This window comes from Roseomonas sp. E05, from assembly GCF_030063475.1.
Taxonomy (GTDB): domain Bacteria; phylum Pseudomonadota; class Alphaproteobacteria; order Acetobacterales; family Acetobacteraceae; genus Pseudoroseomonas.
This window is the reverse complement of sequence record NZ_JASIRT010000010.1, coordinates 1-25,776: the sequence shown is the minus strand read 5'-3', so window position 1 is coordinate 25,776 and position 25,776 is coordinate 1. Positions and strand designations below refer to the sequence as shown.

The 25,776-nt window shown below is 70.6% G+C and carries 24 protein-coding genes and 2 pseudogenes; 12 read left to right on the top strand and 14 right to left on the bottom strand.

The features are described from left to right. Window positions 1-50 precede the first annotated feature (50 nt). Both QMO56_RS12255 and QMO56_RS12250 read left to right on the top strand, forming a co-directional pair. Complete coding sequence (locus tag QMO56_RS12255) at window positions 51-1,256, top strand: acyltransferase (protein WP_349362352.1); 1,206 nt, start codon at window positions 51-53, stop codon at window positions 1,254-1,256. A gap of 24 nt (window positions 1,257-1,280) precedes the next feature. Next, window positions 1,281-1,961: an SGNH/GDSL hydrolase family protein gene (locus QMO56_RS12250; protein WP_283526085.1), complete on the top strand. Its 681-nt coding sequence runs from the start codon at window positions 1,281-1,283 to the stop codon at window positions 1,959-1,961. Window positions 1,962-2,020: 59 nt separating this feature from the next. On the opposite strand, the gene QMO56_RS12245 is transcribed toward QMO56_RS12250, so the two are convergent. Further along, entirely contained in the window at window positions 2,021-3,136 is a 1,116-nt protein-coding gene (locus QMO56_RS12245; RefSeq protein WP_283526084.1) for a galactose oxidase, read from the bottom strand. A gap of 205 nt (window positions 3,137-3,341) precedes the next feature. On the opposite strand from QMO56_RS12245, the gene QMO56_RS12240 reads away from it, so the two are divergent. Further along, window positions 3,342-4,991: an alpha-amylase family protein gene (locus QMO56_RS12240; protein WP_283526083.1), complete on the top strand. Its 1,650-nt coding sequence runs from the start codon at window positions 3,342-3,344 to the stop codon at window positions 4,989-4,991. A gap of 73 nt (window positions 4,992-5,064) precedes the next feature. Here QMO56_RS12240 and QMO56_RS12235 read toward each other — a convergent pair whose 3' ends face one another. From QMO56_RS12235 to QMO56_RS12215, 5 genes are all read right to left on the bottom strand, one after another. Beyond that, window positions 5,065-5,991 (bottom strand): 3-keto-5-aminohexanoate cleavage protein, encoded by a 927-nt coding sequence (locus QMO56_RS12235; protein ID WP_283526081.1) that lies wholly within the window; start codon window positions 5,989-5,991, stop codon window positions 5,065-5,067. A gap of 3 nt (window positions 5,992-5,994) precedes the next feature. Continuing rightward, a complete protein-coding gene (locus QMO56_RS12230; RefSeq protein WP_283526079.1) occupies window positions 5,995-6,921 on the bottom strand; it encodes a 3-hydroxyacyl-CoA dehydrogenase in 927 nt (308 codons plus the stop codon). Between the two features lie 199 nt (window positions 6,922-7,120). Beyond that, entirely contained in the window at window positions 7,121-9,628 is a 2,508-nt protein-coding gene (locus tag QMO56_RS12225; protein WP_283526077.1) for a branched-chain amino acid ABC transporter ATP-binding protein/permease, read from the bottom strand. Between the two features lie 5 nt (window positions 9,629-9,633). Next, window positions 9,634-10,509: a branched-chain amino acid ABC transporter permease gene (locus QMO56_RS12220; protein ID WP_283526075.1), complete on the bottom strand. Its 876-nt coding sequence runs from the start codon at window positions 10,507-10,509 to the stop codon at window positions 9,634-9,636. Between the two features lie 90 nt (window positions 10,510-10,599). Next, window positions 10,600-11,838, bottom strand: coding sequence for an ABC transporter substrate-binding protein (locus tag QMO56_RS12215; RefSeq protein ID WP_283526074.1), 1,239 nt, complete (start codon window positions 11,836-11,838; stop codon window positions 10,600-10,602). A gap of 125 nt (window positions 11,839-11,963) precedes the next feature. Between QMO56_RS12215 and QMO56_RS12210 the strand changes: the two genes are divergently transcribed. Then, on the top strand, window positions 11,964-12,653 hold the full coding sequence (locus QMO56_RS12210) for a GntR family transcriptional regulator (protein WP_283526072.1): 690 nt from the start codon (window positions 11,964-11,966) through the stop codon (window positions 12,651-12,653). Window positions 12,654-12,762: 109 nt separating this feature from the next. After that, a complete protein-coding gene (locus tag QMO56_RS12205) occupies window positions 12,763-13,530 on the top strand; it encodes an SDR family oxidoreductase (RefSeq protein ID WP_283526070.1) in 768 nt (255 codons plus the stop codon). Between the two features lie 21 nt (window positions 13,531-13,551). Here the strand turns inward: QMO56_RS12205 and QMO56_RS12200 are convergent, their stop codons facing one another. The 4 genes from QMO56_RS12200 to bla all read right to left on the bottom strand — a co-directional run bounded on the left by QMO56_RS12200 (window position 13,552) and on the right by bla (window position 17,935). Further along, on the bottom strand, window positions 13,552-14,184 hold the full coding sequence (locus QMO56_RS12200; protein ID WP_283526069.1) for a hypothetical protein: 633 nt from the start codon (window positions 14,182-14,184) through the stop codon (window positions 13,552-13,554). A 61-nt stretch (window positions 14,185-14,245) separates the two neighbouring features. Beyond that, window positions 14,246-14,629, bottom strand: coding sequence for a hypothetical protein (locus tag QMO56_RS12195; protein WP_283526067.1), 384 nt, complete (start codon window positions 14,627-14,629; stop codon window positions 14,246-14,248). Between the two features lie 523 nt (window positions 14,630-15,152). Further along, window positions 15,153-16,718 (bottom strand): D-aminopeptidase, encoded by a 1,566-nt coding sequence (locus QMO56_RS12190; RefSeq protein ID WP_283526065.1) that lies wholly within the window; start codon window positions 16,716-16,718, stop codon window positions 15,153-15,155. 338 nt (window positions 16,719-17,056) lie between these two features. Then, window positions 17,057-17,935 (bottom strand): class A beta-lactamase, encoded by an 879-nt coding sequence (gene bla, locus QMO56_RS12185; RefSeq protein ID WP_283526063.1) that lies wholly within the window; start codon window positions 17,933-17,935, stop codon window positions 17,057-17,059. Window positions 17,936-18,037: 102 nt separating this feature from the next. Between bla and QMO56_RS12180 the strand changes: the two genes are divergently transcribed. The 6 genes from QMO56_RS12180 (at window position 18,038) to purQ (ending at window position 22,180) form a co-directional block, all read left to right on the top strand. Next, window positions 18,038-18,919 carry a LysR family transcriptional regulator gene (locus tag QMO56_RS12180; RefSeq protein WP_283526061.1) on the top strand — a complete coding sequence of 294 codons (882 nt, stop codon included), beginning with the start codon at window positions 18,038-18,040 and terminating at the stop codon, window positions 18,917-18,919. A 103-nt stretch (window positions 18,920-19,022) separates the two neighbouring features. After that, on the top strand, window positions 19,023-19,979 hold the full coding sequence (locus tag QMO56_RS12175; protein ID WP_283526060.1) for a tripartite tricarboxylate transporter substrate binding protein: 957 nt from the start codon (window positions 19,023-19,025) through the stop codon (window positions 19,977-19,979). 140 nt (window positions 19,980-20,119) lie between these two features. Next, window positions 20,120-20,884, top strand: a complete 765-nt coding sequence (gene purC / locus QMO56_RS12170) for a phosphoribosylaminoimidazolesuccinocarboxamide synthase (RefSeq protein WP_283526058.1) — start codon at window positions 20,120-20,122, stop codon at window positions 20,882-20,884. 23 nt (window positions 20,885-20,907) lie between these two features. Continuing rightward, on the top strand, window positions 20,908-21,150 hold the full coding sequence (purS, locus tag QMO56_RS12165) for a phosphoribosylformylglycinamidine synthase subunit PurS (protein WP_283526056.1): 243 nt from the start codon (window positions 20,908-20,910) through the stop codon (window positions 21,148-21,150). A 42-nt stretch (window positions 21,151-21,192) separates the two neighbouring features. After that, window positions 21,193-21,423, top strand: a complete 231-nt coding sequence (locus QMO56_RS12160) for a hypothetical protein (protein ID WP_283526054.1) — start codon at window positions 21,193-21,195, stop codon at window positions 21,421-21,423. A gap of 58 nt (window positions 21,424-21,481) precedes the next feature. Then, window positions 21,482-22,180: a phosphoribosylformylglycinamidine synthase subunit PurQ gene (purQ, locus tag QMO56_RS12155; RefSeq protein ID WP_283526053.1), complete on the top strand. Its 699-nt coding sequence runs from the start codon at window positions 21,482-21,484 to the stop codon at window positions 22,178-22,180. 247 nt (window positions 22,181-22,427) lie between these two features. Here the strand turns inward: purQ and QMO56_RS12150 are convergent, their stop codons facing one another. Further along, window positions 22,428-22,721, bottom strand: coding sequence for a hypothetical protein (locus tag QMO56_RS12150; RefSeq protein WP_283526052.1), 294 nt, complete (start codon window positions 22,719-22,721; stop codon window positions 22,428-22,430). Between the two features lie 306 nt (window positions 22,722-23,027). Continuing rightward, on the bottom strand, window positions 23,028-24,143 hold the full coding sequence (locus QMO56_RS12145) for a class I SAM-dependent RNA methyltransferase (RefSeq protein ID WP_283526050.1): 1,116 nt from the start codon (window positions 24,141-24,143) through the stop codon (window positions 23,028-23,030). Window positions 24,144-24,625: 482 nt separating this feature from the next. Between QMO56_RS12145 and QMO56_RS12140 the strand changes: the two genes are divergently transcribed. Then, window positions 24,626-25,039, top strand: coding sequence for a nuclear transport factor 2 family protein (locus QMO56_RS12140; RefSeq protein WP_283526048.1), 414 nt, complete (start codon window positions 24,626-24,628; stop codon window positions 25,037-25,039). A gap of 175 nt (window positions 25,040-25,214) precedes the next feature. Here the strand turns inward: QMO56_RS12140 and QMO56_RS12135 are convergent. After that, a pseudogene (locus QMO56_RS12135) lies at window positions 25,215-25,643 on the bottom strand (restriction endonuclease); the annotation flags it as partial. Between the two features lie 33 nt (window positions 25,644-25,676). Beyond that, window positions 25,677-25,776 (bottom strand): annotated as a pseudogene (locus QMO56_RS12130) (IS5/IS1182 family transposase); the annotation flags it as partial.

The window sequence follows — 25,776 nt, the reverse complement described above, 5'->3', positions numbered from 1 at the left end:
TCATTACTACTTCAGCATAAAATTGACTGGTTTTCATTTTTGGTACGAACATGAACCGAGGCATTTCGGATCGGTTCGTTTCGATGAATCATGTTGGACAGGCGCCCTCGCCCGGCTGCATGGCCGCAGAAGGGCGGTACGGATCAGGCAGGGCTGACGCCGCGCCGTCCTTGCGCGGAAACATCCCCGCCCTCACCGGTGCCCGCGGCCCCGCGGCCCTGGCGGTCATGGCCTACCACACCGCGATGGACCCTTCGGTCGCCCAGCCGCAGGCCTGGCTGGGCCTGGACACGGTCTTCGCCCGCGGCAGCCTCGGCGTCGACTTCTTCTTCCTGCTCAGCGGCTTCATCATCCATCACGCCCACCGGACGAGCTTCGCGGAGGGACTCTCCGCGGGAAGCTGGCTCCGCTTCGTGTGGTATCGCTTTGCCCGCATCTGGCCGCTGCACCTGGTGACCCTGCTGGGCGCCCTGGGGCTTTACGTCATCGCGGTGCAGGTCTTCCGGCGCGTTCCTGCCGAGCCCGGCGCCTACGAGCCCCTGGCGGTGGTCCATAACCTGCTGATGACGCAGACATGGTTCGGCTATGGCTCGCCCAATGTCCCGGCCTGGTCGATCTCCGCGGAATGGGGCGCCTACCTGGCCTTTCCGGCCCTCTGCTTCACCTTGCTGCGCATGCCGGCGGCCGCATGGCTGGTCCTGTGCGGCGTGGCGCTGCTGCCTTACGCCCTGCTCGACATCACGCTCAACCCGATGCTGCGGATCGCCTGCGGCTTCTTCCTCGGCATGTGCCTGCGCGAGGCCGAGGAACTCTGGCAGCCCTCGCGCCATCTCGGGCGATGGGCGGGAATGCTCCTCCTCGCCGCCGCCCTGGCCGGATGCTGGATCCTGCCCGAGGGCGCCACCCTGCCCTTCGTCATCGCCTTCGCGGCCATCATCATCGCCCTCTCCGGCGGGGCCGATCGGCTCGGCCACATCGCGGCGCATCCCGTCCCGGTCCTGCTCGGGGAGATCAGCTTCGCCATCTACATGTGCCATGCCGTGGTCTGGTCGGCCGTGAAGAACCTCGCGCGCATCACCCTGCCGGCCAGCGCGATCGGCAGCCCCCCGCTGGCCCTGGCGGGAATGGTGCTTTCGGTCGGCGTCGCCTACCTGCTCTACCGCGGGATCGAGATCCCCGCCCGCAACGCGCTGCGCGGCAAGATGCGCACCGCGCTGCCGGATCTGCTCCCCCGCACCCCCGCCCTTCGCCCCTAGCGCCGCTTCCCCAGGAGAGCAGTCATGCACCAACTTCTTGCCGGCTTCGCCATGCTCATCATCGGCGACAGCCATCTGTCGCTGCCGGGCTACCTGATCTCCTCGCTCCAGGACAGGCTGGTGGCCCAGGGCGCCCGGGTTGCGACCTACTCCGCCTGTGGCGCGCCGGCGGGCGCCTGGGTCGTGCCGCAGCAGGTCGCCTGCCGCACGGCGGAGCGCGTGCAGTCCGGTCCCATCGCGGTCCATACCGGCCCGCGGGCGCGCAGCTGGAACATCGACAGCCTGATCGCCCGGCACCGCCCGAACCTGATCGTGGTGGAACTCGGCGACACCATGGCGGGCTATGGCGGCGACCTGCCCCGCGCCTGGATGACCGAGCAGGTCACCGCGCTGACCGCCCGCATCCGGGCGGCGGACATCCCCTGCATCTGGGTCGGCCCGCACTGGGGGACGGAAGGCGGCCAGTACGGCAAGACCTATGCGCGCGCCACCGAGGCGGCCGCGCTGCTGAAGGAGATCGTCACCCCCTGCCGGTATCTCGACTCGACCACCCTGTCGGAGCCCGGCGCCTGGCCCAGCTTCGATGGCCTGCATTACACGACGGAGGGCTATCGCCTCTGGGGCGAGGCGCTGGCGAAGGCCCTCCCGCAGATGGCGGTCACCATGCGGGTCGCGGAGCAGGCCCCGGCCACCGGGCCCCGGTAAGCCGCCCACGGGGTGAGCGGCCACGGGGTAAACGCCGGGGGCAGAAGCGCCCCGCCCGCTCAGCCGAGCGTGAAGGCCTCGTGCACCGCCGACTGCACGGCGCCGCCCAGCACCGCGCCGCCGCCCGCCACATGCATCCAGTCGCCGATCGCCACCGCCGCCACCGCATGGCGCGGCGTCGGCATCGGCGCGTGGCTCAGCCAGGTGTCGGCTGCCGGATCGTAGCTCTCCATCTGGCCATGGACCCGCGCCTCGACGGTGCGTCCGCCCTCGATGATGCCGCCCTCGCCCCCCATGCAGAAGAAGCGGCCGCGATAGACCACCATGCCGTGGCCGGAGCGCGCTGTCGGCAGCGGCGCCCGCTCCTCCCAGGTGTCGCGCTGCGGCAGATAGGCGTGGTGCAGCCCGGTATTGTACTGGAAGGTGTTGAACCGCCCGCCGGCGACATGGATCCGCCCGTCATGCGCCACGCAGCCGACATGGTCGCGCGCGCCGGGCAGTGGCCGCCGCAATTCCCACCGGTCGGCCGCCGGATCGTAGGCCTCGTGCCAGCCGATGCTGGCGCGCTCCGCCGCCGGGTCGGTGGCGCCGCCGATCAGGTGCAGCGTCTCGCCCAGCATCACCGCCGCCGCCGCGCCGCGCGGCCGCATCAGCGGCGCGACGGCGCGCCAGCGGTCCTCCGCCACGTCATAGGCGAAGGCGCGGTCGTCGCAGGCGCGGTTCTGCTCGATGAAGCCGCCCAGCGCATAGACCACGCCCCGATGCGCCACCACCGCCACATGGTTGGCCCCCCGCGGCAGCGGCGCCGCGTCGTACCAGCGGTCCTCACCGGGGTCATAGACCGTGTGGTAGGCACGGTTGACGCGCCCCTCGCCATAGCCCCCCACCACATGCATCCGCCCTTCCCAGGCGGTGGCCCAGGCCATCTCGCTGCGCGGGATCGGCATCTCCGCCCGGGCCTCCCAGCGCCCGGGCGGCCCTGCCGGCGCCGGGCTCGCGGTCACCCGCTGGGCCTCCTGCTGCGGCGTCAGGTGGTGCGGCGCGCCCCCTTGCGAGAGGGCGTGGAACCGGTCCGGCGAGGGCGGCAGCGGCCGCAGCCCCGGCTGCTGGGCGCGGAGCGGCGCCGGCGCCCCCAACAGGGCGGCCCCGGCACCGAGCAGATGGCGGCGCTTCATGTCGTGTCCCTCCCGCAACGGAAGCGCCGACGGTAGCGCAGCCACCGGGCTGGCGGAACTGCGATGGCGGCCGCCACGCCACGGGCGGGCCCGAAGAGGGAAAATGCGGGCCTGGGAAACTCTTTTCCCCGCCTCTCCTCCCGCTCCGACAACGCTTGCGCCGCTCAGGCGCTATAGCGGTTGCACAGACAGGGAGCCGCGTCCGATGCTCAACCTCTGGTACAAGAACGCCGTCATCTACTGCCTCGATGTTGAAACCTTCATCGACTCCAACGGCGATGGCGTCGGCGACTTCCGTGGCCTCGCGGACCGGCTGGACCATATCGAGAGCCTCGGGGCCACCTGCATCTGGCTGCTCCCCTTCTATCCGACGCCCAACCGTGACAACGGCTACGACGTCGCCGACTACTACAACGTGGATCCCAAGCTCGGCACGCTCGGCGACTTCGTCGAGTTCATGAATGCCGCGCAGGATCGCGGCCTGCGCGTCATTCTGGACCTCGTGGTCAACCACACCTCCATCGACCATCCCTGGTTCCAGGAGGCCCGGCGCGACCGCAACTCGCCCCGCCGCAACTGGTATGTCTGGTCCGACACCAAGCCCGAGAATGCCGATGAAGGCATGGTCTTCCCCGGCGTGCAGGAGAGCACCTGGACCTATGACGAGATGGCCGGCGCCTGGTACATGCACCGCTTCTTCAAGTATCAGCCGGACCTCAACATCACCAATCCCGAGGTGCGCGAGGAGATCGAGCGCATCATGGGCTTCTGGCTGCAGCTCGGCGTCTCGGGCTTCCGCATCGATGCCGCGCCTTTCCTCATCGAGTACCGCGGCGTGCAGCCACCGCCCGGCCGGCAGGACCCGCACCACTACCTCACCGAGATGCGCGAGTTCCTCTCCTGGCGCCAGGCGGAGGCCATGATCCTGGCGGAGGCCAATATCCCCGACGAGGAGATCGACGAGTATTTCGGCGACGGCGACCGCCTGCACATGATCTTCGATTTCATGCTGAACCAGAACACCTTCCTCGCCCTCGCCCGGCAGAGCGCGGCGCCGGTCGCGGCGCGCCTTGCCAAGGCGGTCGAGATCCCGGCCACCGCGCAATGGGCCACCTTCCTGCGCAACCATGACGAGGTGGACCTCGGCCGTCTCTCGGAGGCCGAGCGGCAGGAGGTCTTCGCCGCCTTCGGGCCGGAGCCGGGCATGCAGCTCTATGGCCGTGGCATCCGCCGGCGCATGGCCGCCATGCTGGGCGGCGACCAGCGCCGCCTCGCCATGGCCTACAGCCTGATGTTCTCCCTCCCCGGCACGCCCGTGCTCTGGTACGGCGACGAGATCGGCATGGGCGAGGACCTCTCCCTGCCCGATCGCCAGCCCGTCCGCACGCCCATGCAATGGAGCGACGAGGCGAATGGCGGCTTCTCCGAGGCTCCGCCGGACAAGGTGGTGCGCCCCGTCATCTCCGGCGGCGCCTTCGGCCACGAGCAGGTCAACGTCATGCAGCAGCAGCAGCAGGCCGGCTCGCTGCTACAGCACATGCAGCGTCTGATCCGCACCCGCCGCGCCTGCCCCGAGATCGGCTGGGGCCGCTGCGAGGTGCTTCCCGCGGAGCCGGAAGGCATCCTGCTGCTGCGCTACACCTGGCGGAAGAACACGCTGGTGGCGGCGCACAACTTCACCGCCGGGACCCTCTCCACCCCGCTGCCGCTCGACAAGCCGGGCTCGCGCGTGGTGCCGCTGCTCAGCAGCGCCGGTGGCGAGACCCTGTCCGGCACCGCCATCGACCCCCGCGCGCCACTGGAACTGGAGCCCTACGGCTTCCGCTGGTTCCGCCTCGACGGCCAGCGGCGCTGAACGGAAAGCAGAGCAGTTCGGGGGAAGGGACTTCCCCCGAACCCCCGTCTTGTTCCTGCCCCCTTGCCGCGCCTCAGAAGCCGACCTTGTCGCCGCCCTTCAGCGCCAGCATCTCGCGCGCCTCATCGGGGGTCGCGACCTCCAGCCCCAGCCCCTCGATGACCTGCCGCGCCAGCCGCACCTGCTCGGCGTTGGATTCCGCCAGCTTCCCCGGCCCTGCCCAGAGGCTGTCCTCCAGGCCGACGCGCACATTGCCGCCCATCGCCGCCGCCATCGCGGCGATCGGCAACTGGTTGCGCCCGGCGCCAAGCACCGACCAGCGGTAGTCGTCGCCGAACAGCCGGTCCGCCGTGCGCTTCATGTGCAGCACATCCTCGGGATGCGCGCCGATGCCACCCTGCAGCCCGAACACCGTCTGCACGAAGAGCGGCCCCTTCACGATGCCCTGGTCGAGGAAATACTTCAGGTTGTAGAGGTGCGCCGTGTCATAGCACTCGAACTCGAAGCGCGTGCCGTTCTCCGCGCAGGTCGTCAGGATGTACTCGATGTCGGCGAAGCTGTTGCGGAAGATGATGCCCTTGTCGGAGAGGTAATCCTTCTCCCACTGATGCTTGAACTCCTTGAACCGGTTCAGCATCCCGAACAGGCCGAAATTCATGCTGCCCATGTTGAGGCTGGCGACTTCCGGCTTGTGCGTCGCCGCGGGCCGCACCCGCTCCTCGATGGTCATGGTCGGCGCGCCGCCGGTGGTGATGTTCACCACCGCGTCGCAGCGCTGCTTGATCACCTGCAGGAAGGGCGCGAAGCCCTCCGGCGTCTGATCCGGCCGCCCGTCCTCGGGGTTGCGCGCGTGCAGGTGCACGATGGCCGCCCCCGCCTCCGCCGCGCCGATCGCCGCCTCGGCGATCTCCTGCGCCGTCACCGGCAGATGCGGCGACATGCTCGGCGTGTGGATCGCGCCCGTCACGGCGCAGGTGATGATGACCTTCCGCTTCGCCATGGTTCAGTCCTTTGCTTGAGAATTCTTGTGCGCCCGCAGCGCCGCCAGCCGGCGGTCGCGCCAGCGCATCCGCGCCGGCAGGTCGTCCGCCGCCTGCCATTGACCGAGGATGCGCCCCACCGCCGCCGCCTCATAGACCTCCGGCCCCGCCGGCTCCGCCGCCAGCCGCTTGTAGAAGCCGGTGTAGCGCGCGCAGTAGTCCGGGATGCCGCCCGGCGCGTTCAGCTCGATGGTCTCGAATGGCCCCATGAAGGACCAGCGCAGCCCCAGCCCGTCCTTCACCGTGCTGTCCAGGTCCTGCGGCGTGACATAGCCTTCCGAGACCAGCTTGAAGGCCTCCGCCAGCAGCGCGCCCTGCAGCCGGTTGAGCACGAAGCCCTCGATCTCCTTGAGCACCGTCACCGGCACCTGCCCGATCCCCGCATAGATCGCCCGCGCCCGCTCGATCACCTCCGGCGCCGTCCATTCCGCGCCGGAAAGCTCCACCAGCGGGATCAGATGCGGCGGATTGACGGGATGCGCGACCAGGCAGCGCGCCCGCCCCTTCAGCCCCTCGGTGAAGGTCGAGGCGCGGATGGCCGAGGAGGAGGAAGCCAGGATCGCGTCCTCCGGCGCCAGCGTGTCGAGCGCATTGAATAGCGCGATCTTCACTTCCAGCCGCTCCGGGCCGTTCTCCTGCACCAGGCTGGCGCCCTCGGCCGCCTCGGCGAGCGAGGCCGCCGCGCGGATGCGCGCCGCGGCCCCTTCGGGGTCGTCGCACAGCCCCTCGCCGGCGAGGTCGCGCAGCCCCTCGGCGCAAAGCCCGACCGCCGACTGCGCCACGCCCTCCACCGAATCATGCAGCGCCACATCCCAGCCCGCGCGCGCGAAGATCATGCCCCAGGCGCGGCCGATCAGCCCGGCGCCGACAATGCCAACCTTGGACGTCATGCCCCTGCACCCTTTCCCCTGTCCGACCCGGCCCTGGGGAGGGCGCCGCCCTCCCCAGCCCCCTCCCGCCGGGGTGACAGGGTCACCCCGGACCCCGCCACCGACGGCCTGGGTGAGCCACGCCGCAGCACACGCTGCCGAAACCGGCAGAAATAGATGGGGGCCTGGGGGAATTCCTTCCCCCAGCCTTTTCCTTCGCTCAAAGCCACAGCACCTTCCGCCGCAGTTCCAGATCCTCCCGCAGCACCCGCGATTCCCCGGTCCAGGCCACCGCCCCGCGCTCCAGCGCCACGGTGCTGTCCGAAAGGGCCAGGGCGAGGTCGAGGTTGTGGTCCACGATGATGATCGAGATCTCCTGCCGCAGCTTGTCGAAGGCCTCGAACAGTTCCTCGGTCACCGCCGGCGAAAGTCCTTCGAAGGGCTCGTCCAGCAGCAACAGCCGCGTGTCGCCCGAGAGCGCGCGCGCCACCGCCACCATCTGCTGCTCGCCGCCCGAGAGCGCATCCGCCGGCGTGCGCCAGCGCTGCTTCAGGCGCGGGAAGAACGCCAGCACCTTCTCCTCGTCCCAGTGCTGCCCCGCGCCGGTCAGCCGCTTCAGGCGGCCGAGCGCCAGGTTCTCCGCCACGCTCATGCCCGCGAACAGCCCGCGCCCCTGCGGCGCGAAGCCGACGCCTCGGCGCGCGATCTGGTCGGAAGCCAGCCCCGCCACCTCCTCGCCGGCCAGCTGCATCGAGCCGCTGGCCGGGTGGGTGATGCCCATGATGGACTTCAGCAGCGTGGACTTGCCCGCGCCGTTGCGCCCGAGCAGCGCGGTGATCTCGCCCTGCCGCACCTGCATGGTCACGCCCTGCAGGATATGGCTCTTGCCATAGAAGGTGTTGATCCCCTCCAGCTTCAGCAGCGGCGTCTCCACCACCGCCGAGGCGCGCGGCTTGGCGGCGATCGCGCTTGCCCCCGAGCCGAGATAGACCTCCTGCACGCGCGGATCGGTGCGCGCATCCTCGACACTGCCGTCCACCAGAACCTCGCCGTCGTTCATCACCGTCACCCGGTCGGCGAGGGCGAAGACGCGGTCGATGTCATGCTCCACCAGCAGCACCGGAATGTCGGCCGAGACACGCTTGATCAGCTCCCCCACGCGCGTCCGCTCGGCGGTGGCCAGCCCCGCCAGCGGCTCGTCCAGCAGCAGCACGCGCGGCCTTGTGGCGACCGCCACGGCCATGTCCACCAGCCGCTGCCCGCCATAGGAGAGCGCCCCCGCCTCCGCCTTCTCCATGCCGGAAAGGCCCATCCAGCGCACCAGCACCTCGGTGTCGTCGGCCATGTCGGCGTAGCTGCCGGCGCTGCGCCAGATGCCGAAGCGGGCGGGATGCCGCGCCTGGACCGCCAGCCGCAGGTTCTCGGCGATGGAAAGGTCCGGGAAGAGGTTGGTGATCTGGAAGGAGCGCCCGATGCCCGCCCGGGTGATGCGCTCCGGCGAGAAGCCCGTCGCGTCCTTGCCATCCAGCATCACGCGCCCCGCATCGGGCGGGAACATGCCGGAGAGCAGGTTGAAGGCACTGGTCTTGCCTGCGCCGTTCGGCCCGATCAGCGCGTGCAGCGTGCGGTCGCCGACGGCGAAGCTCACGCCCTGCACGGCCTGGATGCGCCCGAAGCTCTTGCGCAGCCCCTCCGCCGCCAGGACCGGCCCGCTCGCCGTGCCCGGGCGGATGAAGCGCGGCGGCACCGGCGCTGGCGTCGTCGCCCGGCGCGCCGACATCGCCGCCTCCTCCACCTGCTTCTTGCGGAAGGGCGCCAGCAGCCGTTGCCCGACGCCCACCAGCCCGTCCGGCGAGAAGACGATGAAGCCGACGAAGAGCAGCCCGAAGAACAGCAGCCAGTTCGGCGTGTAGATCGAGAGGAACTCGCGGAACAGGATGTAGAACAGCGCCCCGAGCGCCGGCCCGAGGAAGCTGCGCATGCCGCCGATCACCACCATCGCCAGCAGCTCGCCCGAGAAGGCGATGGCGATCGGCTCGGCCGAGGCGAAGCGGTGGTTGTAGGCCGAGAGCACGCCGGCCAGGCCGGTGACGCTGGCGGAAAGCACGAAGGCCAGCAGCTTGTAGCGGTCGGTCGAATAGCCGATGAAGCGCGCGCGCTGCTCATTCTCGCGGATCGCCACCAGCACGGTGCCGGCCGGCGCATGATGGAAGCGCCACAGCAGGAAGACCACGCCGAGCCCGATCGCGGCGGCCAGGATGTAGTAGGACAGCGTCTCCTGCAGGAAGCCGTAGCGGGTGATGCCGCCGAAGCCGTTCTCGCCGCCGGTCAGCGACGTCCAGCGGAAGGCGATGGTGTAGAGCATGGCCGTCAGCGCCAGCGTCAGCAGCGAGAAATACACGCCGCGGCGGCGCAGGATCAGCACCCCCGCCACGGCGGCGAGCGCCGCCACCACCAGCACCGCGCCGATCGCCGGCAGGATCATGTCGCCGGGGAAGACGGCGCGCTGGATGATGCCCACGGCATAGGCGCCGATGCCGAACCAGGCGCCGTGCCCGAAGGAGACGAGGCCGGTATGCCCGACCAGGATGTTCAGCCCCATCACCGCGATGGCGTAGATCACCACATCGGTCGCGGAGATCAGCGTCAGCCCGAAGAAGGGCAGGACGAAGGGCAGGAGGATGACCGCCGCGAGCGCGACGAGCAGGGGCCGGATGTCGCTTCGCATGGCGCTCACTCGAACTTCGCGATGCGCTCGCCGAACAGGCCGCGCGGGCGCAGCAGCAGGACGAGCAGCATGAGGAGATAGACGGAGGCCTCGGTGGCCGGCGGGAAGTAGAAGGCGGCGACGCCGCGCACCACGCCCACGATGATGGCCGCCACCACCACGCCCCAGAAGGAGCCGAGCCCGCCGATGACGACGACGACGAAGGCGAAGGTCAGGATCTCGGCGCCCATGGCCGGATGCACGCCGGTGATCGGCGCCAGCATCACGCCCGCCAGCGCGGCGAGCCCGACGGCGATCGCCACCACCGCCGACATGTAGGGCGCGAGCGAGATGCCGAGCGCGCCCACCATGTCCGGGTTCTGCACCCCGGCGCGCACCACGCGGCCGAAATAGGTCCGCTGCAGCAGCAGCCACAGCCCGAGCACGCAGAGCGCCGCGACGCCCAGGATCATCAGCCGGTACTGCGAGAGCAGGAAGTCGCCGATGATGATCTGCCCGCGCAGCATGGCCGGAATGGAGAAGGGCACCGGCGCGGCGCCGTAGATCATGCGCAGCGACTGCTCCGCCACCATCGCGAGGCCGAAGGTCAGCAGCAGCGAGAGGATCGGGTCGGCGCGGTAGAAGCGGCGCAGCAGGAAGCGCTCGATCAGCATGCCGAGCAGCCCGACCAGCACCGGCGCCACCACGAAGGCGCCACCGAAGCCGATATGCGGCGCCAGCGTCACCGCCAGATAGGCGCCGATGGCATAGAAGGCGCCATGCGCCAGGTTGACGATGCCGCCCAGGCTGAAGATCAGTGACAGCCCGAGCGCGATCAGCAGGTAATAGGCGCCGATCAGCAGGCCGTTCAGGACCTGCTCGAACAGAAAGACGAATTCCAAGGCCTGACCTCCTGGACGAGGGCTCCCGCGGTACGAAAGGGCGCGCGCCACACGGGCGGCGCGCGCAACCGGTTCGGCGTCAGGCCGCGCTTAGCTCGGGAAGGTGCAGGTCGCCTCTTCCGGCGTGGAGGCAATGGCCTCCAGCTCCTCGTCCGGCCCGGGGATCGGCCCGGAGGAGGTGAAGATGTCGAAGGGGTCCGTCTGCTGGTCCGCCGGCAGCGCGGTGATGGCGTACATCGGCGTCATCAGCTGGTGGTCGCGCGCGCGGAAATAGCTCTCGCGGCCCTTCAGCACGTCGAACTTGGCGCCCTTCTCCAGGTGCTCCACCACCTTCATCGGATCGGTGCTCTTCAGGTCGTTCATCGACTTCGCGATGATCTTCACCGCGTTGTAGTCGCCCCAGGCCTGGTTCTCCGGCGGCTTGCCATAGCGCTTGCGGAACTCGGCGGTGAACCGCTTGGCCTCCGGGTTGTCGATCTTGTGGTGCCACATGGTCGGCCAGGTGCCGAGGAAGTTGCCGCGGCCCGCGCCCCAGGCCAGCGCCGTGTCGAAGCCGAAGCCCGCCAGCGGAAAGCGCAGCCCGTATTCGGAAAACTGCTTCAGGAAGTTGGTGATCTGCGCGCCCGCCAGGTTCACCACCACCACATCCGGCCGCGCCTGCCGCAGCTTCAGCATGAAGGGCGAGAAGTCGGTCAGGTCGGTGGGAACGAGGTCCTCGTTCGCGATGCTGCCGCCGTTCTGCTCGATGAAGCGCTTCGCCACCTTCAGCAGGTCGTGGCCGAAGGCGTAGTCGGCGGTCAGGGCATAGGCCTTCTTGTCCTTGAGCAGCCCCTTCTCCAGCAGCGCGCGCCCGACCGCCTTCACATACATCGAGTTCTGGCCCTCGACGTGGAACATGGTCTTGCGGCAGTCGCTGCCGCGCAGGGCGTCGGAATTGGCGCCGGTGTTGATGAACAGCGCACGCTCGCGCTGCACCACCTGCCCGATCGCCAGCGCCGAGGCCGAGTTGATCTCGCCGACGATGCAGGAGACGTTGTCGCGCCGGATATAGCGCTCCGCCTTGGAGCTGGCGGTCTGCGGATTGACGCTGTCCTCGTAGAGCATCTCCAGCTTGCGGCCGTTGATGCCGCCCGAAGCGTTGATCTCCTCCGCCGCCAGCTGCGCCGCCTGCACGGCGAACTCGCCGAGCGGCCCGAGGAAGCCGGTGCGCGGCGTCAGATGGCCGATGCGCACCACGTCGGACTGCGCGCGGGAAATGGCGGGGGCGGCCAGCACCGCGGCGGCGCCCAGCAGGGCGCCGCGCCGCGTGATGCGGGGAAGCTCGGTCATTCGCGTGTTCCTCTCCTCGATCGGCGGGGCCTGTTTCTGCCCCTTGGCCGTGATCCGATCCCTTGTCGTGATCTGTGATCACAGGCAGACTTGCCGAACCGTGCCGGATTGTCCAGAGGGAATACGTGAACCACGCCCTCACCACCCTGCCGCTGCTGGAGCGCCGCACGCTGACGGATGCGGCCTATGCGCATCTTTGTGACCTGCTGGTCTCGGGCCGCGTCGCCCCCGGCGAGAAGCTTTCCCTGCGCGACCTGTCCGAGGCGCTCGGCGTCTCCGTCATGCCGGTGCGCGAGGCGGTCAGCCGGCTGATCGCCGACCGTGCGCTGGAGGTCGCGCCGAACCGCGCCGTGCGCGTGCCGATCATGACGCGCAGCCAGTTCCATGAATTGTCGGTCGTTCGTGCGGAAGTGGAGGGCTGGGCTGCCGCGCTTGCCGCCGCCAACCGCAATGCGGCGCAGCTTGAGGCCATCATGGCGGCCGAGGCGGTGCTGCGCCGCGCCAGCGCCGGCCCCGATGCCGGGGAAGTGGTGCCGCTGAACCGCGACTTCCATTTCGCCATCTACGCCGCCGCCGGCCTGCCGACGCTGGCGGCCATGATCGGCAGCCTCTGGCTGAAGGCGGGCCCGGTGATCAACCTCGACCTGCGCCACTCGCGCGACCGGCTTTCGGCCGGCCACATGCTGCGCTGCCATGCCGCCGCGCTGGCCGCCATCCGCGCCGGCGACGCGGCGGCCGCGCGTGCCGCCGTCGCCGAGGACATCACCTGCGCCGCCGACTTCATCATCGAGCGCGGCGGCCTGCCGCGCGGCTGATCGCTTTTCCCGCGCTGACCTCCCGCCCAGCGCCAGACTGACAGAAGAAAGAAGGGGGGTTCGGGGGAATTCCTTCCCCCGATCTTTTCAGGAAAGGAAACGGACGGTCATGGATCTCCAGCTGAACGGCCTGCGCGTTCTCGTCACCGCCGGCGCGGCGGGCATTGGCCGCGCCATCGCCGAGGCCTTCGCCGCAGAAGGCGCCAAGGTCTTCACCTGCGACGTGGATGCGGCGGGCCTCGCCACCCTCCCCGCCGGCATCGGCCATCGCCGCACCGACGTGGCCGACCGCGCCGAGGTGGCCGCGCTCTTCGATGCCGCCCTGGCGGAACTCGGCGGCCTGGACGTGCTGGTCAACAATGCCGGCATCGCCGGCCCCACCGGCAAGCTCGACGAGATCAACCCGGAGGACTGGGACCGCTGCCTCGCGGTCTGCCTGACCAGTCAGTTCAACTGCGCCCGGCTGGCCATCCCGCATCTGCGCAAGAGCGCCAACCCGAGCATCGTCAACCTGTCCTCGGCGGCGGGGAAACACGGCTTCGCGCTGCGCGCGCCTTATGCGGCGGCGAAATGGGGCGTCATCGGCCTGACCAAGTCGCTTGCCATCGAGCTGGGCGATGACGGCATCCGCGTCAACGCCATCCTGCCCGGCCTGGTCGCCGGGGACCGCCAGCGCCGTGTGCTGGAGGCGAAGGCGCAGCAGCGCGGCGTCGGCTTCGCCGAGATGGAGCGCCTGGCCTTCTCCTTCACCTCGATCAAGGAATACGTCACGCCGCAGCAACTGGCGGACCAGATCCTTTTCCTCGCCTCGCCGCGCGGCCGCACCATCTCCGGCCAGGCGATCAGCGTGGATGGCGACACCCGCATGCTCTCCTGAGCGCGGCGCGCCGCGGCGGCTTCAGCCGCCGCAGGCCGCCCGGGTCCGCGCCACTTCCATGGCGTTGTTCACGTCCACGGTCTCGCACCAGTCCGGCCGGATGAAGGCGGTGCGGGCATTGCGCGGACCGGCGATGACGGTGGTGGCGTTGCTGGCGGCCGGCGGGAGCGGCGCGGCCGCGGCCATCGGGGCGGGCGGCGATGCCGCGGCGACCACGCCGCCCGGCAGATCGATCGCGCAGGGCTGCCGCACGCGGATGAAGGCGGTGCGCACCTCGTCATTGGCGCAGAGCACTTCCTTGGCCGCCGCAGCCAGCCCCATCGTGTAGAGCGCGCCGGCCATGTTGCGGCGCTCGCATCCGGAATCCGAGAAGGTCGCGCCGCCACCGATGCCGAAGCCCGGCAGGCCGATGCCGCCGGAGACGCCGACCGCGCAGGGATTGGTGCCGGCGAACAGGCCCGGGCCGCTCGCATCCGGCGTGTTGCGCACGGTCTGGCTGGTGTGGGTCGCGCTGGAGGAGTTGAAGTTGATCGAAGGCGCGGCGATCGCCTGCGCGGCGGAGTCCGTCTGCGTGGTGCTGGTGCTGGACATCTGCGCGAAGGCCGAACCGCCGGACACAAGCAACAGCAGGGAGGCGGCAAGAAGCTTCTTCATGTGACTTGGCCCTTGGCGGTTTGCGGGATTGGCGGCGGGTCGCCCCGCCGCCAGGGCCGGCTCAGCGGCTGAACAGCGAGCCGTTGCCGAAGCCGGTCAGGCCGGCGGCGAACTGGCCGGAGAAGCCGGAGGCGGTGCCGCTGAAGTGGCCGCCGCCCCAGGACTCGCCGGTGGCGCCGAACTGGCTCTGGGTGTTCACCGCGGCGGAGCCGTTCTGGTAGCCGACGCCCCAGGACTGCTGGGTGCCGAACTGCGTCGTCACCGAGCCGTAGGTCTCGCTGGTGGCGCCCGCATTGCCGAAGCCACCGGCATGGGCGGAGCCTTCCTGGAAGCCACCCCCCACGAAGCCGGAAGCGCCGGCGCCGAGGTTGGCGCCGAAGTCGGCGGCGGAAGCGGTGCCGGCGATCATGGTCATGGCGGCAGCAGCGAGCAGGAACTTACGCATGTTTATTTCCTCATTTATTATTAGCGCCCAAGAATTCCGCATGAACGGCCCTTCGCCGACATGGTGAAATCCAAGGCGAGACCGGGGACTGCACAGAAGCGCCAGGTTTGTTCGTTGAGGCGCCCGTTCGTTACTCCGCCGTGTCTGATAGGTTGATAAATCCGCTCAAAAACACCGTCAACGTATCCTTAATGATACGAAGAGCCATTTTCTGGAACGTTTCTGTGAGGAAGTTTAACCGCGGGCCATGGCTTACCGGCCGCAGCCCCTCTTCCACCGGGAAAATTTTGGAATTCCAGTCAACTAGCTGGTTCATCCTGAGGGACGGCGCGCCTCGCCCGGCGCACTCCCGCCCTGCGCAGCCGCCAAGGGGCAGCGCCCGCTGCTCCCAGGCTATTTCACACGTTAAGGTTGCCCGCGGCCGGGATTAATCTCTGCCTGTTTGCAAGTCAGGACAGGCCGCGGGCCCCGGGCAGGCCGAGCCCGCCCCCTCGCCGTCCCGCCCGGGTGCGGAACGGCCGGCTCAGCCCGCCCCGATCCGGGCATAGGGCAGGCGCCGCGCCAGCCAGCAGCCGACCTCCACGCCCGCCACCCGCCCCGCCGCATCGCGCCGGAAGGCCAGCGTCCAGTCGCCGGGCGGGGTGTGGTCCAGCGCGCGCGGGCAGGGCAGCGCCCAGACATCCGGCCCGACCGGCTCCAGCAGTTCCATCCGTCCCTGGCCGAGGAAGCCGGAGAAGCCGCCATAAGGCACACCGCCGGCCTCGGTGACGAGCAGCTCCGCCTCCAGCTCGGCGCAGCGGTAGCGCCCGGCAAGGCCGCCGGCGGCCGCGCCCTCCAGCCGGCGCAGGCAGCTGCTCTGGTTCTCCTGCGGCCGGTCCATCCACAGCCCGCCCTCGCCCGGCCGCAGCCGGGTGCGGCCGTTGTCGGCGCTGCCGTCGGCGCGCAGCTCCAGCCACTCGGCCGAATGCCCGTAGCGCAGCCGCACCCGCCCCTCGGCGAAGTCGGCCCGCAGCGCCAGCCCGCTCTCCGGCTCCAGGAAGGCGCCGAGCCAGCCCGGCGCCGTGCCGGCCAGGGCGGGCTTCGGCCGGTCCTCGCCGAGCGCGGCGGCGAGCAGGTCCAGCGCTGCCTCCTGCGCGTCGGCGAGGTGGTTGAACAGCACCACCACCGAGATCCGCTCGCCCGGCAGGTGGAAGCGGTGGCTGCGCCAGCCGCGCAGCGCGCCGCCATGCCCGCTGGCGGCGCGCCCCAGCGCCCGCGCGCGGTTCAGCCCGAAGCCGTACTCGGCCGGCCGCCCGTCGGCGAAGCGCACCGGCGCGGAGAGCCGCCGGTAGAGCGAGCCCTCCTCCTCCCGGGTGGCGTCGATATGCCGCTCCCAGGCGATCATGTCGTCCAGGCTGGCGCCGAGCCCGGCATCGCCGGTCCAGAGCACGCGGTTCTCGGCCGCGCGGAAGCCGCTGGCCAGGCTGCCCTCATAGCCCTCGGTGCCGTCGGGCATGGCGCGCGTGTCGGCGGCGAGCAGCGCGCCCTCCATTCCCGCGCGGTCGAAGATGCCCGCGCGCAGCAGCTCGCCGAAGCCGCGCCCGGTGCGCTCCTGCAGGATGTCCGAGAGGATGCGGAAGTTCTGGTTGACGTAGGAGTAGCGCGTGCCCGGCGCGAAATGCAGCCGCCGCGTGCCGCCGATCACCCGCGCCGCCTCCGCGTCGCCAAACGGCGCCTCCGCCGGCGAGCCGTGCAGCATCGCCACCGCCCAGTAGTCGCGCAGGCCGGACTGGTTGTGCGCGAGGTGCAGCGCCCCCGGCGCCGGCCCTTCCAGCAGCGGCAGCCGCGCGCGCACGTCCTCGTCCAGCACCGTGGGATCGGGGAAAGCGTCCAGCAGCACCCCGCAGGTGAACTGCTTGGTGATCGAGCACATGCGGAACAGCGTGCGCGGCGTGAAGGGGATGCGCCGCTCGGCATTCGCCCAGCCCCAGGCGTGCCGGGCCAGCACCTCCCCCTCCCGCAGCACGGCGACGGCGCCGCCCGGCCCGGGATAGGCGCGCGGCAGGGTTTCGAGGGCATGCTCAAGCCGGGCGGCGAGGGTCTTCGTCATGCCCGCCACTCTCGCTCCGCCGCCCGCGCCCCGTAAAGCCCGGCGCGCCGCGGCCCCCCCCCCCCAGCGGCTCGCCTGGATGGGCCGCCTTGCCCCGCGCATGGCCGGGCATGCCGGGTTCGCGGGGAAGCTCCGCCGCCTCCCGTTCCGGTTCCCCGGCGGGGAGCGCGATACCCGGCTTCAGCGCCGCCCCGCGCGCCATCGCACCCCTGCCGGCAGGCGCCACGGCCGGCCCTGGCGCATTTTCCGGTCGCCCTGGCTCACAGAAAATGCTCCAGCCGTTTGTTTTGACGAGCATCTTCACCCGTCCTGATGATGCCATCGGAACGGGATCTGCTCTAGCCCATCGCCACGGCGACGGCGGCGCCGACCTCCGCCAGCACCGCGTCCCGCCCCGCGCTCTCCGCCGGGCTGCCCGTCAGATAGGCCGCCACCAGGACAGGGGCGCCGCCGTCCGGCGGGCAGAGCAGCCCCACATCGTTCCGCGTGCCGTTGGCGCCGGCGCCGGTCTTGTCCTCCACCTGCCAGCCGCGCGGCAGCCGGGCGCGCAGGCAGGCATCGCCCGTCCGGTTGGCGCGCAGCCAGGCCCGCAGCTGCGCCCGCGAGGCGTCGGAGAGCGCCTTGCCCGATGTCAGCGCCCGCAGGTCCGCCAGCATGGCGGCCGGGCTGGTGGTGTCGCGCGGGTCGCCCGGGCGGGCCTCGTTCAGCGCGGTTTCCATCCGGTCCAGCCGGGTCACGCCGTCGCCCAGCCGGCGCAGCCAGTTCGTCAGCCCCGCCGGGCCGCCGAGGCTGTTCAGCATCAGGTTGCCGGCGGTGTTGTCGCTGAGGGTGATCGCCGCCTCGCAGATCTCCGCCATTGTCATCCCCGCGCCCCCGGCATGTTTCCCGGTGACGGGGGAATAGGTCACCAGCGCCTCCCGCGCGAAGCGGATGCGCCGGTCCAGCCGCTCCTGCCCGGCATCCACCCGCGCCAGCACCGCGCCGGCGGCCAGCAGCTTGAAGGTGCTGGTGAGCGGGAAGCGCTCCTCCTGCCGGTGCCCGGCGCGCCGGCCGCTGCCGGTGTCGAGCACCGCGACGCCCAGCCGCCCGCCATGCGCCGCCTCGATGCGGGCGAAGGTTTCCGCCAGTTCCGCGAAGCCGTCCGCCGCGCGGGCGCGCCCTGCCCAGCCGCCCAGCGCCGCCGCCGCGCCGCCCATCCACTGCCGCCTGCCGATCATGCCGTCTCTCCTCTGCTGGCGGGCGCAAGCTGCGCGGCGCAGGCGGCGCGGACAAACGATCATCCTTCGCAAGAGCCCCCAGGAAAACTAATGCTGGCGGGCATGACCCTGAGCCACCTCCCGCTCAACGCCCTGCGCGCCTTCGAGGCGGCGGCCCGCCAACTCAGCTTCACCCGCGCCGGGCTGGAACTGCGCGTCACCCAGGCGGCGGTCAGCCACCAGGTCAAGGCGCTTGAGGAAATCTTGGGCGTGCCGCTGTTCCGCCGCCTCCCCCGCGGCCTCGCCCTCACCGAGGAGGGCGAGGCCCTGCTGCCGGTGCTGACCGACGCCTTCCGCCGCATCGCCGGCACGCTGGAGCGCTTCGAGGGCGGCCGCCTGCGCGAGGTGCTGACGCTCGGCGCCGTCGGCACCTTCGTCACGGGCTGGCTGCTGCCGCGCCTGCCGGAGTTCCGCGCCGCGCATCCCTTCGTGGACCTGCGGCTGATGACCAACAACAACCGCGTGGACCTCGCCGGCGAGGGGCTGGACGCCGCCATCCGCTTCGGCGACGGCGCCTGGCACGGCACCGAGGCGACCCGCCTCCTCGCCGCGCCGCTCTCGCCGCTCTGCGCCCCGGCGCTGGCCGCCCGCCTGCGCCAGCCCGCCGACCTGCTGGGCGAGACGCTGCTCCGCTCCTACCGGCTCGACGAATGGGAGCGCTGGTTCGCCGCCGTGGACCTCGCCGCCCCCGCCATCCGCGGCTTCGTCTTCGATTCCTCGCTGACCATGGCCGAGGCGGCGGCGCAGGGCACCGGCGTCGCCCTGCTGCCGGCGCGGATGTTCGAGCACGACCTGCGCCAGGGCCGGCTGGTGCGCCCCTTCGCCGCTGAAGTGACGCTCGGCGCCTACTGGCTCACCCGCCTGAAGTCCCGCCGGGAGACCCCGGCCATGGCCGCCTTCCGCGCCTGGCTGCTGGCCGAGGCCGGGATCGCCGCCGGGGCATGAGCCGGCGGCTCGGCCGCCGTCCGCGGCAGTCCCGCGGCGGGCGCGCTTGACACCGCCCCGCGCCGGCGCAACGAAACGGCAAACATCAGGAAACGCCAGGCTCATGCTCCGTCGCCCGCTGCTCGCCACCGCCCTCGCCCTGCCCTGGATCGCGCGCGCCGCCCGCGCCCAGGCCGCCCCGCTGCGCATCATCGTCCCCGCCCCGCCCGGCGGCCCGACCGACATGCTGGCCCGCGTCCTCGGCGAGAAGGCCCAGGCCGCGCTCGACCGCCCCGTGGTGGTGGACAACCGCGCCGGCGGCGGCGGCGTCATCGGCACCGAGGCCGCCGCCCATGCCGCCCCGGACGGCAACACGCTGGTGCTCGGCCACAACCAGACCCATGCCAGCAACCAGGCGCTGATGCCGCAGCTGCCCTATGACGTGGTGAAGAGCTTCACCCCCGTCGCCAAGCTGGCCACCGTGCACCATGCCCTGGTGGTGCCCGCCAACTCCCCCGCGAAGACGCTGCGCGGCCTGATCGAGCGCGGCCGGCGCGAGCACCTGAGCTACGCCTCCTCCCAGGCCGGCTCCGCCAGCCACGTCATCTCCGAGACGCTGGTGCGGCGCGAGAAGCTGGACGCCACCCACATCCCCTACCGCGGCGCCGCCCCGGCGGCGACCGACACGGTCTCCGGCGTGGTGGACTTCTACACCGCCACCTTCCCCTCGGTCGCCAGCCTGATCCGCGACGGCCGCCTGCGCGCGCTGGAGGTCGGCGCCCCCGCCCGGCTGGCCGACTTCCCGGAGATCCCGACGGCCGCCGAGGCCGGCGCCCCCTATCTCGCGGTGGACGCCTGGTTCGGCCTCTTCGCCCCCGCCGGCACCGCGCCCGAGGCGGTGGAGCGCATCGCCCGGGCCATGCTGGACGGGCTGAACGACCCCGCCGTCGAGGAGCGCCTGAGCGCCGCCGGCTTCACCGCCGACCCGATGCTCCCCGGCCCCTTCGCCGCCTTCCAGAAGGAGGAGGTGGACCGCTGGGCCGAGATGGTCCGCCTCACCGGCGTCAAGATCGAGGGCTGACGCCTGCCTTCCTCCTGCCGCCCGGGCCTCGCGCATGCGTAGAATGCAGGCCTGGGCGGTGGCGCCCCCCGCCTCGCTTTGCTATAGCCCCACCGGCACCGCCGGCCCCCGCTTTCGGCGGCGAGAGGGATTCGTGAATCATGGCGCGACGCCGGCAGCTCTATGAAGGTAAGGCAAAGGTCCTGTTCGAGGGACCGGAGCCCGGCACCCTGGTTCAGTACTTCAAGGATGACGCCACCGCCGGCAACGGCGCCAAGAAGGGCATCATCACCGGCAAGGGCGTGCTCAACAACCGCATCAGCGAATACCTGATGACGCGGCTGAACGAGATCGGCATCCCCACCCACTTCATCCGCCGCCTCAACATGCGCGAGCAGCTGATCCGCGAGGTCGAGATCATCCCGCTCGAAGTGGTGGTCCGCAACGTCGCCGCCGGCTCCCTCGCCACCCGCCTCGGCCTCAAGGAAGGCACCCGCCTCCCCCGCTCGATCATCGAGTACTACTACAAGAACGACGCCCTGCAGGACCCGATGGTCTCCGAGGAGCACATCACCTGCTTCGGCTGGGCCTCCACCCAGGACCTGGACGACATCGTCTCCCTCACCCTCCGGGTGAACGACTTCCTCTCCGGCCTGTTCCTCGGCGTCGGCATCATCCTCGTGGACTTCAAGCTGGAATTCGGCCGCCTCTACGAGAACGACGAGATGCGCATCGTCCTCGCCGACGAGATCTCGCCCGACAACTGCCGCCTCTGGGACGCCCATACCGGCGAGAAGATGGACAAGGACCGCTTCCGCCGCGACCTCGGCAAGGTCGAGGAAGGCTACCAGGAAGTGGCCCGCCGCCTTGGCATCCTGCCCGAGGCCGGCGCGCGCGACATGAAGGGCCCGGAGGCCATGCAGTGATGACCCCCTCCGCGGAGCCGAAAATGACCAAGGCGCTCGTCACCGTCATGCCCAAGGCCGGCGTGCTCGACCCCCAGGGCAAGGCCATCGGCCACGCCCTCGGCACCCTCGGCTTCGAGGGCGTCGGCGAGGTCCGCACCGGCAAGGTCATCGAGCTGGAGCTGGCCGAGGCCGACCCCGCCAAGGCGAAGGCCCTGGCCGAGGAAATGGCCCGCAAGCTCCTCGCCAACACCGTCATCGAGAGCTTCCGCGTCGAGCTGGCCTGACCGCCCGCCCCGCGAGGCCCGCCACCCGGAGCGCCGCGCCGCATGATCAAGGTCTCCCTCCTCATCATGCTGCTGCTCACCGTGGTGATCGGCATGGGCCTCCGCTGGCGGCAGGACCGCCTCCCCCAGGTCGCCGCCGCGCGCCGCCGCAGCGGCCTCGTCGCCCGTGGCAAGGCCCGCATCGACCTCTGGGTCACCGCCGCCGCCATCGCAACCGTCGGCACCATCCTGCTGGTCGGCGGCCTGCACTGGCTCCGCGTCTGGTTCGAATGAACCGCCCCGCCCTCCCCTCCTGCCCCGTCGCCCCCCGCCCGCCGAGGACGCACCAGCCATGAACGCCGTCATCCTCCTCTTCCCCGGCACCAACCGTGAGCGCGACATGGCCATCGCCCTCGAAAAGGCGACCGGCCGCAAGCCGACCATCCTCTTCCACCGGGAATCCGCCCTCCCCCCCGGCACCGACCTCGTCGTGCTCCCCGGCGGCTTCTCCCATGGCGACTACCTGCGCTGCGGCGCCATGGCCGCCCGCTCCCCCATCATGCCCGCCGTCCATGATTTCGCCGCCCGCGGCGGCCACATCCTCGGCGTCTGCAACGGCTTCCAGATCCTGGCCGAAGCCGGCCTCCTCCCCGGCGCCCTGCTCCGCAACGCCTCGCTGCGCTTCCTTTCCATGGACTGCCACCTGCGCGTCGAACGGACCGACACCCCCTTCACCAACCGCTGGCAGCAGGGCGAGGTCTTCCGCGCCCCCATGGCCCATGGCGACGGCAACTACTTCGCCGACGGCGCCACGCTGGAGCGCCTGGAGAAGGACGGCCGCGTCGTCTTCCGCTACGTCACCCCCGAGGGCGAGGCCACCGAGGCCGCCAACCGCAACGGCGCCTGCAACAACATCGCCGGCATCGTCTCGGAGAACCGCCGCATCCTCGGCATGATGCCCCACCCGGAGGACCTGGTGGACCCGCTGATGGGCGGCACCGACGGCCTCCCCCTCTTCGAGAGCATCGCCGAGACCTTCGCCACCGCCTGAACGCGCCGGAGGGAAGAATCCGGAAGGGCGCAGCGCCCCCGCGCCCCGCCCCTCCCGCGTCTTCCGGCACGCCTGGAGCGCTGCAGGGGAGCGCGAAATGCAGGCCCCCTCCGGCAGGGCGCCGCCCCCGCACCTCCCGGCAGCTAGAGCGGCTTCCGTTCGCTACGGCTCACGGAAACCGCTCTAGCCAGTTGTTCTGATGAGCATCTTCACCCGTTCCGATGCTTCCCTCGGAACGGGATCTGCTCTAATAGCCCGTGTCCTCGTCCGGCGCGCCCGGCGCATCCGCCACCTCGAAGGCAGCGACGATATGCGCCAGGTTCACCGTCGCCCGCACCCGCCCGGTCGGCGCCACCAGCACCCCACCCGGCGCGGCGAAGCCCTCGGCCTCCCGCAGCATATCCACATCCATCAGCACCACCCCATGCGGGGAAAGATGCACCGCCTCGATACGCTGGATCAGCATGACCTGCCCCGTCGAAAGCAGCAGGCCGAACCGCCAGTCGTCCGCCATCATCCGCCCGCTGAACCATGCGGGCATCAACTCACCCAGGCGGAGATCGTCCGGGCTGTCTAGGGTTGTCCAGCTCTCATCCATAAACAACCTTAACGCGGGCTGAATGGGGGGTTCAATGGCTGAAGACGCCACCCGTTAAGCACTCCAAGGTGAAAGCCCGGCCAGCAGCCGGTACCCGGAGGCCCGCCGCCCGGCCGTGAGCAGCGCCTGCGACCGCCCGCCAGCAGGCCCGCCACCCATTCCCGGCACCCCCCCAGGCGCAACGGCCGGCACCGCCCCCCGAGACAACTTGCCGGCGCCGGCGCCCCACCGCCACACCTTGCGGCGGCATCACGCCAGAGGCCCCGTCTGGAACAGCGACACCCGCAGCCCGCCATGCGGGACCGGCGCGCCCGCCGGCAGGAACGGCAACCCCGTCGCCTGCGCCAGCCTGGGCTCGGCCGCGATGATCCCGACGCGCCAGCCCGCGAAACGGCGCATCAGCGTCTGCCCGAGCGCCTGGTACAGGGCAGAGAGCTTCCCCCTCTCCCCGATGCGCGTGCCATAGGGCGGATTGACGATCACCAGCCCCGGCGGCCCCTCCGGCGGCACCGCCTCGCTGATCGTGCCCTGCCGGAACTCGGTCCACGCGCCGACCCCCGCCCGCGCGGCATTCGCGCGACTCATGGCGACCGCCCCCGCATCCCGGTCGCTGCCATGGAACCGTACGGCCGGAACCCGCCCGCTCCGCACCGCCCGCATCCGCTCCCAGGCCTCCGCGTCGAAGGTCGCAAGCTGCTCGAAGGCGAAATGCCGCCCCCGCCCCGGATTGAGCCGCGCCGCGATCTCCGCCGCCTCGATGACGAAGGTGCCGGACCCGCACATCGGGTCGAACACCGGCTCGCCGCCGTCATAGCCGCATTGCCGCAGGAACAGCGACGCCATGGTCTCCCGCATCGGCGCCGCGTTGACCGCCTCCTTGTACCCGCGCTTGTGCAGCAGCTCGCCCGAGGTATCGACGCTGATCGTGCAGAGGTCCTGCTCGATCCGCGCCCGCACGACCACCCCGGCCTCCGCCGAATGCGGCGCCCCCAGCGTCTCCCGGATGGCGCCCTCGATCCGCTCCGCCGCCGCCCCGGAGTGATAGATGCGCGACCCCGCGCAGGTGGCCTCCACCCGGAACGGCACGTCCGCCCGCAGCACGCTGCCCCAGGGCACCCGCCGCGCCCGGCTGTCGAGCTGCGCCAGATGCACCACATGGAAGGCGTCGATGCGCGCCAGCACCCGCCCGGCGCCGCGGACCCACAGGTTCGCGCGCCAAACCTCCGGCCAGCCGCCGGTGATGACGACGCCGCCGGGAACCGCCCGCGGCCGCTTGAAGCCCTTGCCGCGCACCTCCTCGCACAGCACCGGCTCCAGCCCCGGCACCGTCGCGAGGAAGATCTCGAACCCCTTGTCGCGCGTCATCGCGTCAGCCCGGCGGGAGGCGCGGCCCACGGCGGCACCCCTGTCTGTCCGGCCTGGGCGGGAATTCCGACGCGATCATGCCGGCGCCTCATACCATCCCCCGCGCGGGACGGCCATGGCGGCGGGCCAAGGGGCTGGGCGCCGCCCGCCGCCCTTGTGCGAAGGCCCCGCGCCTCAGGCTGATACCACCGCCGCGCAGGGGCTCTGCCCCTGCACCCCGGCAGGAACCTGAGGTTCCTGCACCTCCATTCCGCTTGGCCGCGCCCCAGGGTGCAGGGCCGGCCTCCCCATGATGGGCCGGATCGGCATCACCGGCCCGATGGAGGGCAGCACCGCGAGCCGCCCGTCACTCACCGCCATCCGCCCGGCGCACGATGCCGGGAGTGCGGCGCCTCCCCTTTGCCCCCGCCCGCCCTGCCGGTCCATATTCATTTCACTTAAGCAACTTTTACCATCCCATCCGCCCCGCTGAAGGAACCGCCATGCAAGCCGAACTCGAAACGGCCAAAGCCTTCTTCACCGCCTGCGAAACCGGCCAGGGCTGGGAGGCCTGCCGCCCCCACTGCACGCCCGACGCCACCTTCGCCGCCCAGTCGGACGCGCTGGCCGAGATCCACACCCTCCAGCAATACACGGAATGGATGTGCGGCATCCTGGCGGCCCTGACCGACGGCACCTACGAGCTGAAGTTCTTCGCCGCCGATCCCGCCCGCAACGCCGTCTGCGCCTGTGCCACCTTCATCGGCACGCACCTGGCCGGCGGCCCCTGCCCGCCCACCGGCCGCACCACCCGCACCGACTACGTCTATGTCATGCAGTTCCAGGACGGCCGGATCGCCCACATGACCAAGATCTGGAACTCTGGCTATGCGTTGAAGGAATTGGGGTGGGGGTGAGCGCTTAGGCGCATCGTCCGCACGCGCACTTCGGGACTTACGCGCGGCCATCCGCCGGGCTTCACCCGCGGCAAGCGCCCGAGATCTACGCCCAATGATTAAGGCTGGATTTGTAGCGGCTGCTCTTACCGGGCGCACATGCAGCGCAGCGGACTTTACTCAACCAACTCCAGTATCATTCTTCGACGAAATAATCCTCGTCAAGGCGCTTTACTACAACACTGCGACTTATTCGCACACCCACTTCGTACTCTACAATTAATTCCGAGAATCTTTCGCCATCAATCAAAATGACGCGCTGCGGAAGATGCCGAACGTAATCGACAGCTGGTGCACTAAAGCTAGACGTTGTAACAAATACACCTTTATTCGCACCTAGACCGACTAGGCTTCCCACAAAGCTCTGTATTTCTGGCCTGCCTACGCTTACGTGCGAAGCGTAGCGCTTTGCTTGAACGTAGATACGATCTAGTCCAAGCCGATCTTCATCTATAACGCCGTCGACGCCGCCGTCGCCACTCCGCCCAAGCTTAAGGGCTGCACGATCATGGCTCCCGCCGTAGCCCATAGCCACCACAAGATCGACGATCATGCGTTCGAAGAATGACGGGCTTTGTGCTAGGCGGTGGTGACGATTTCAGCGGAGTAGGATGGCGATTGAGGCGAGCAGAACGAAGCCGCGGAAGTTGGCGAGGAGCTTGTCGTAGCGGGTTGCGACGCGACGGAACTGCTTGAGG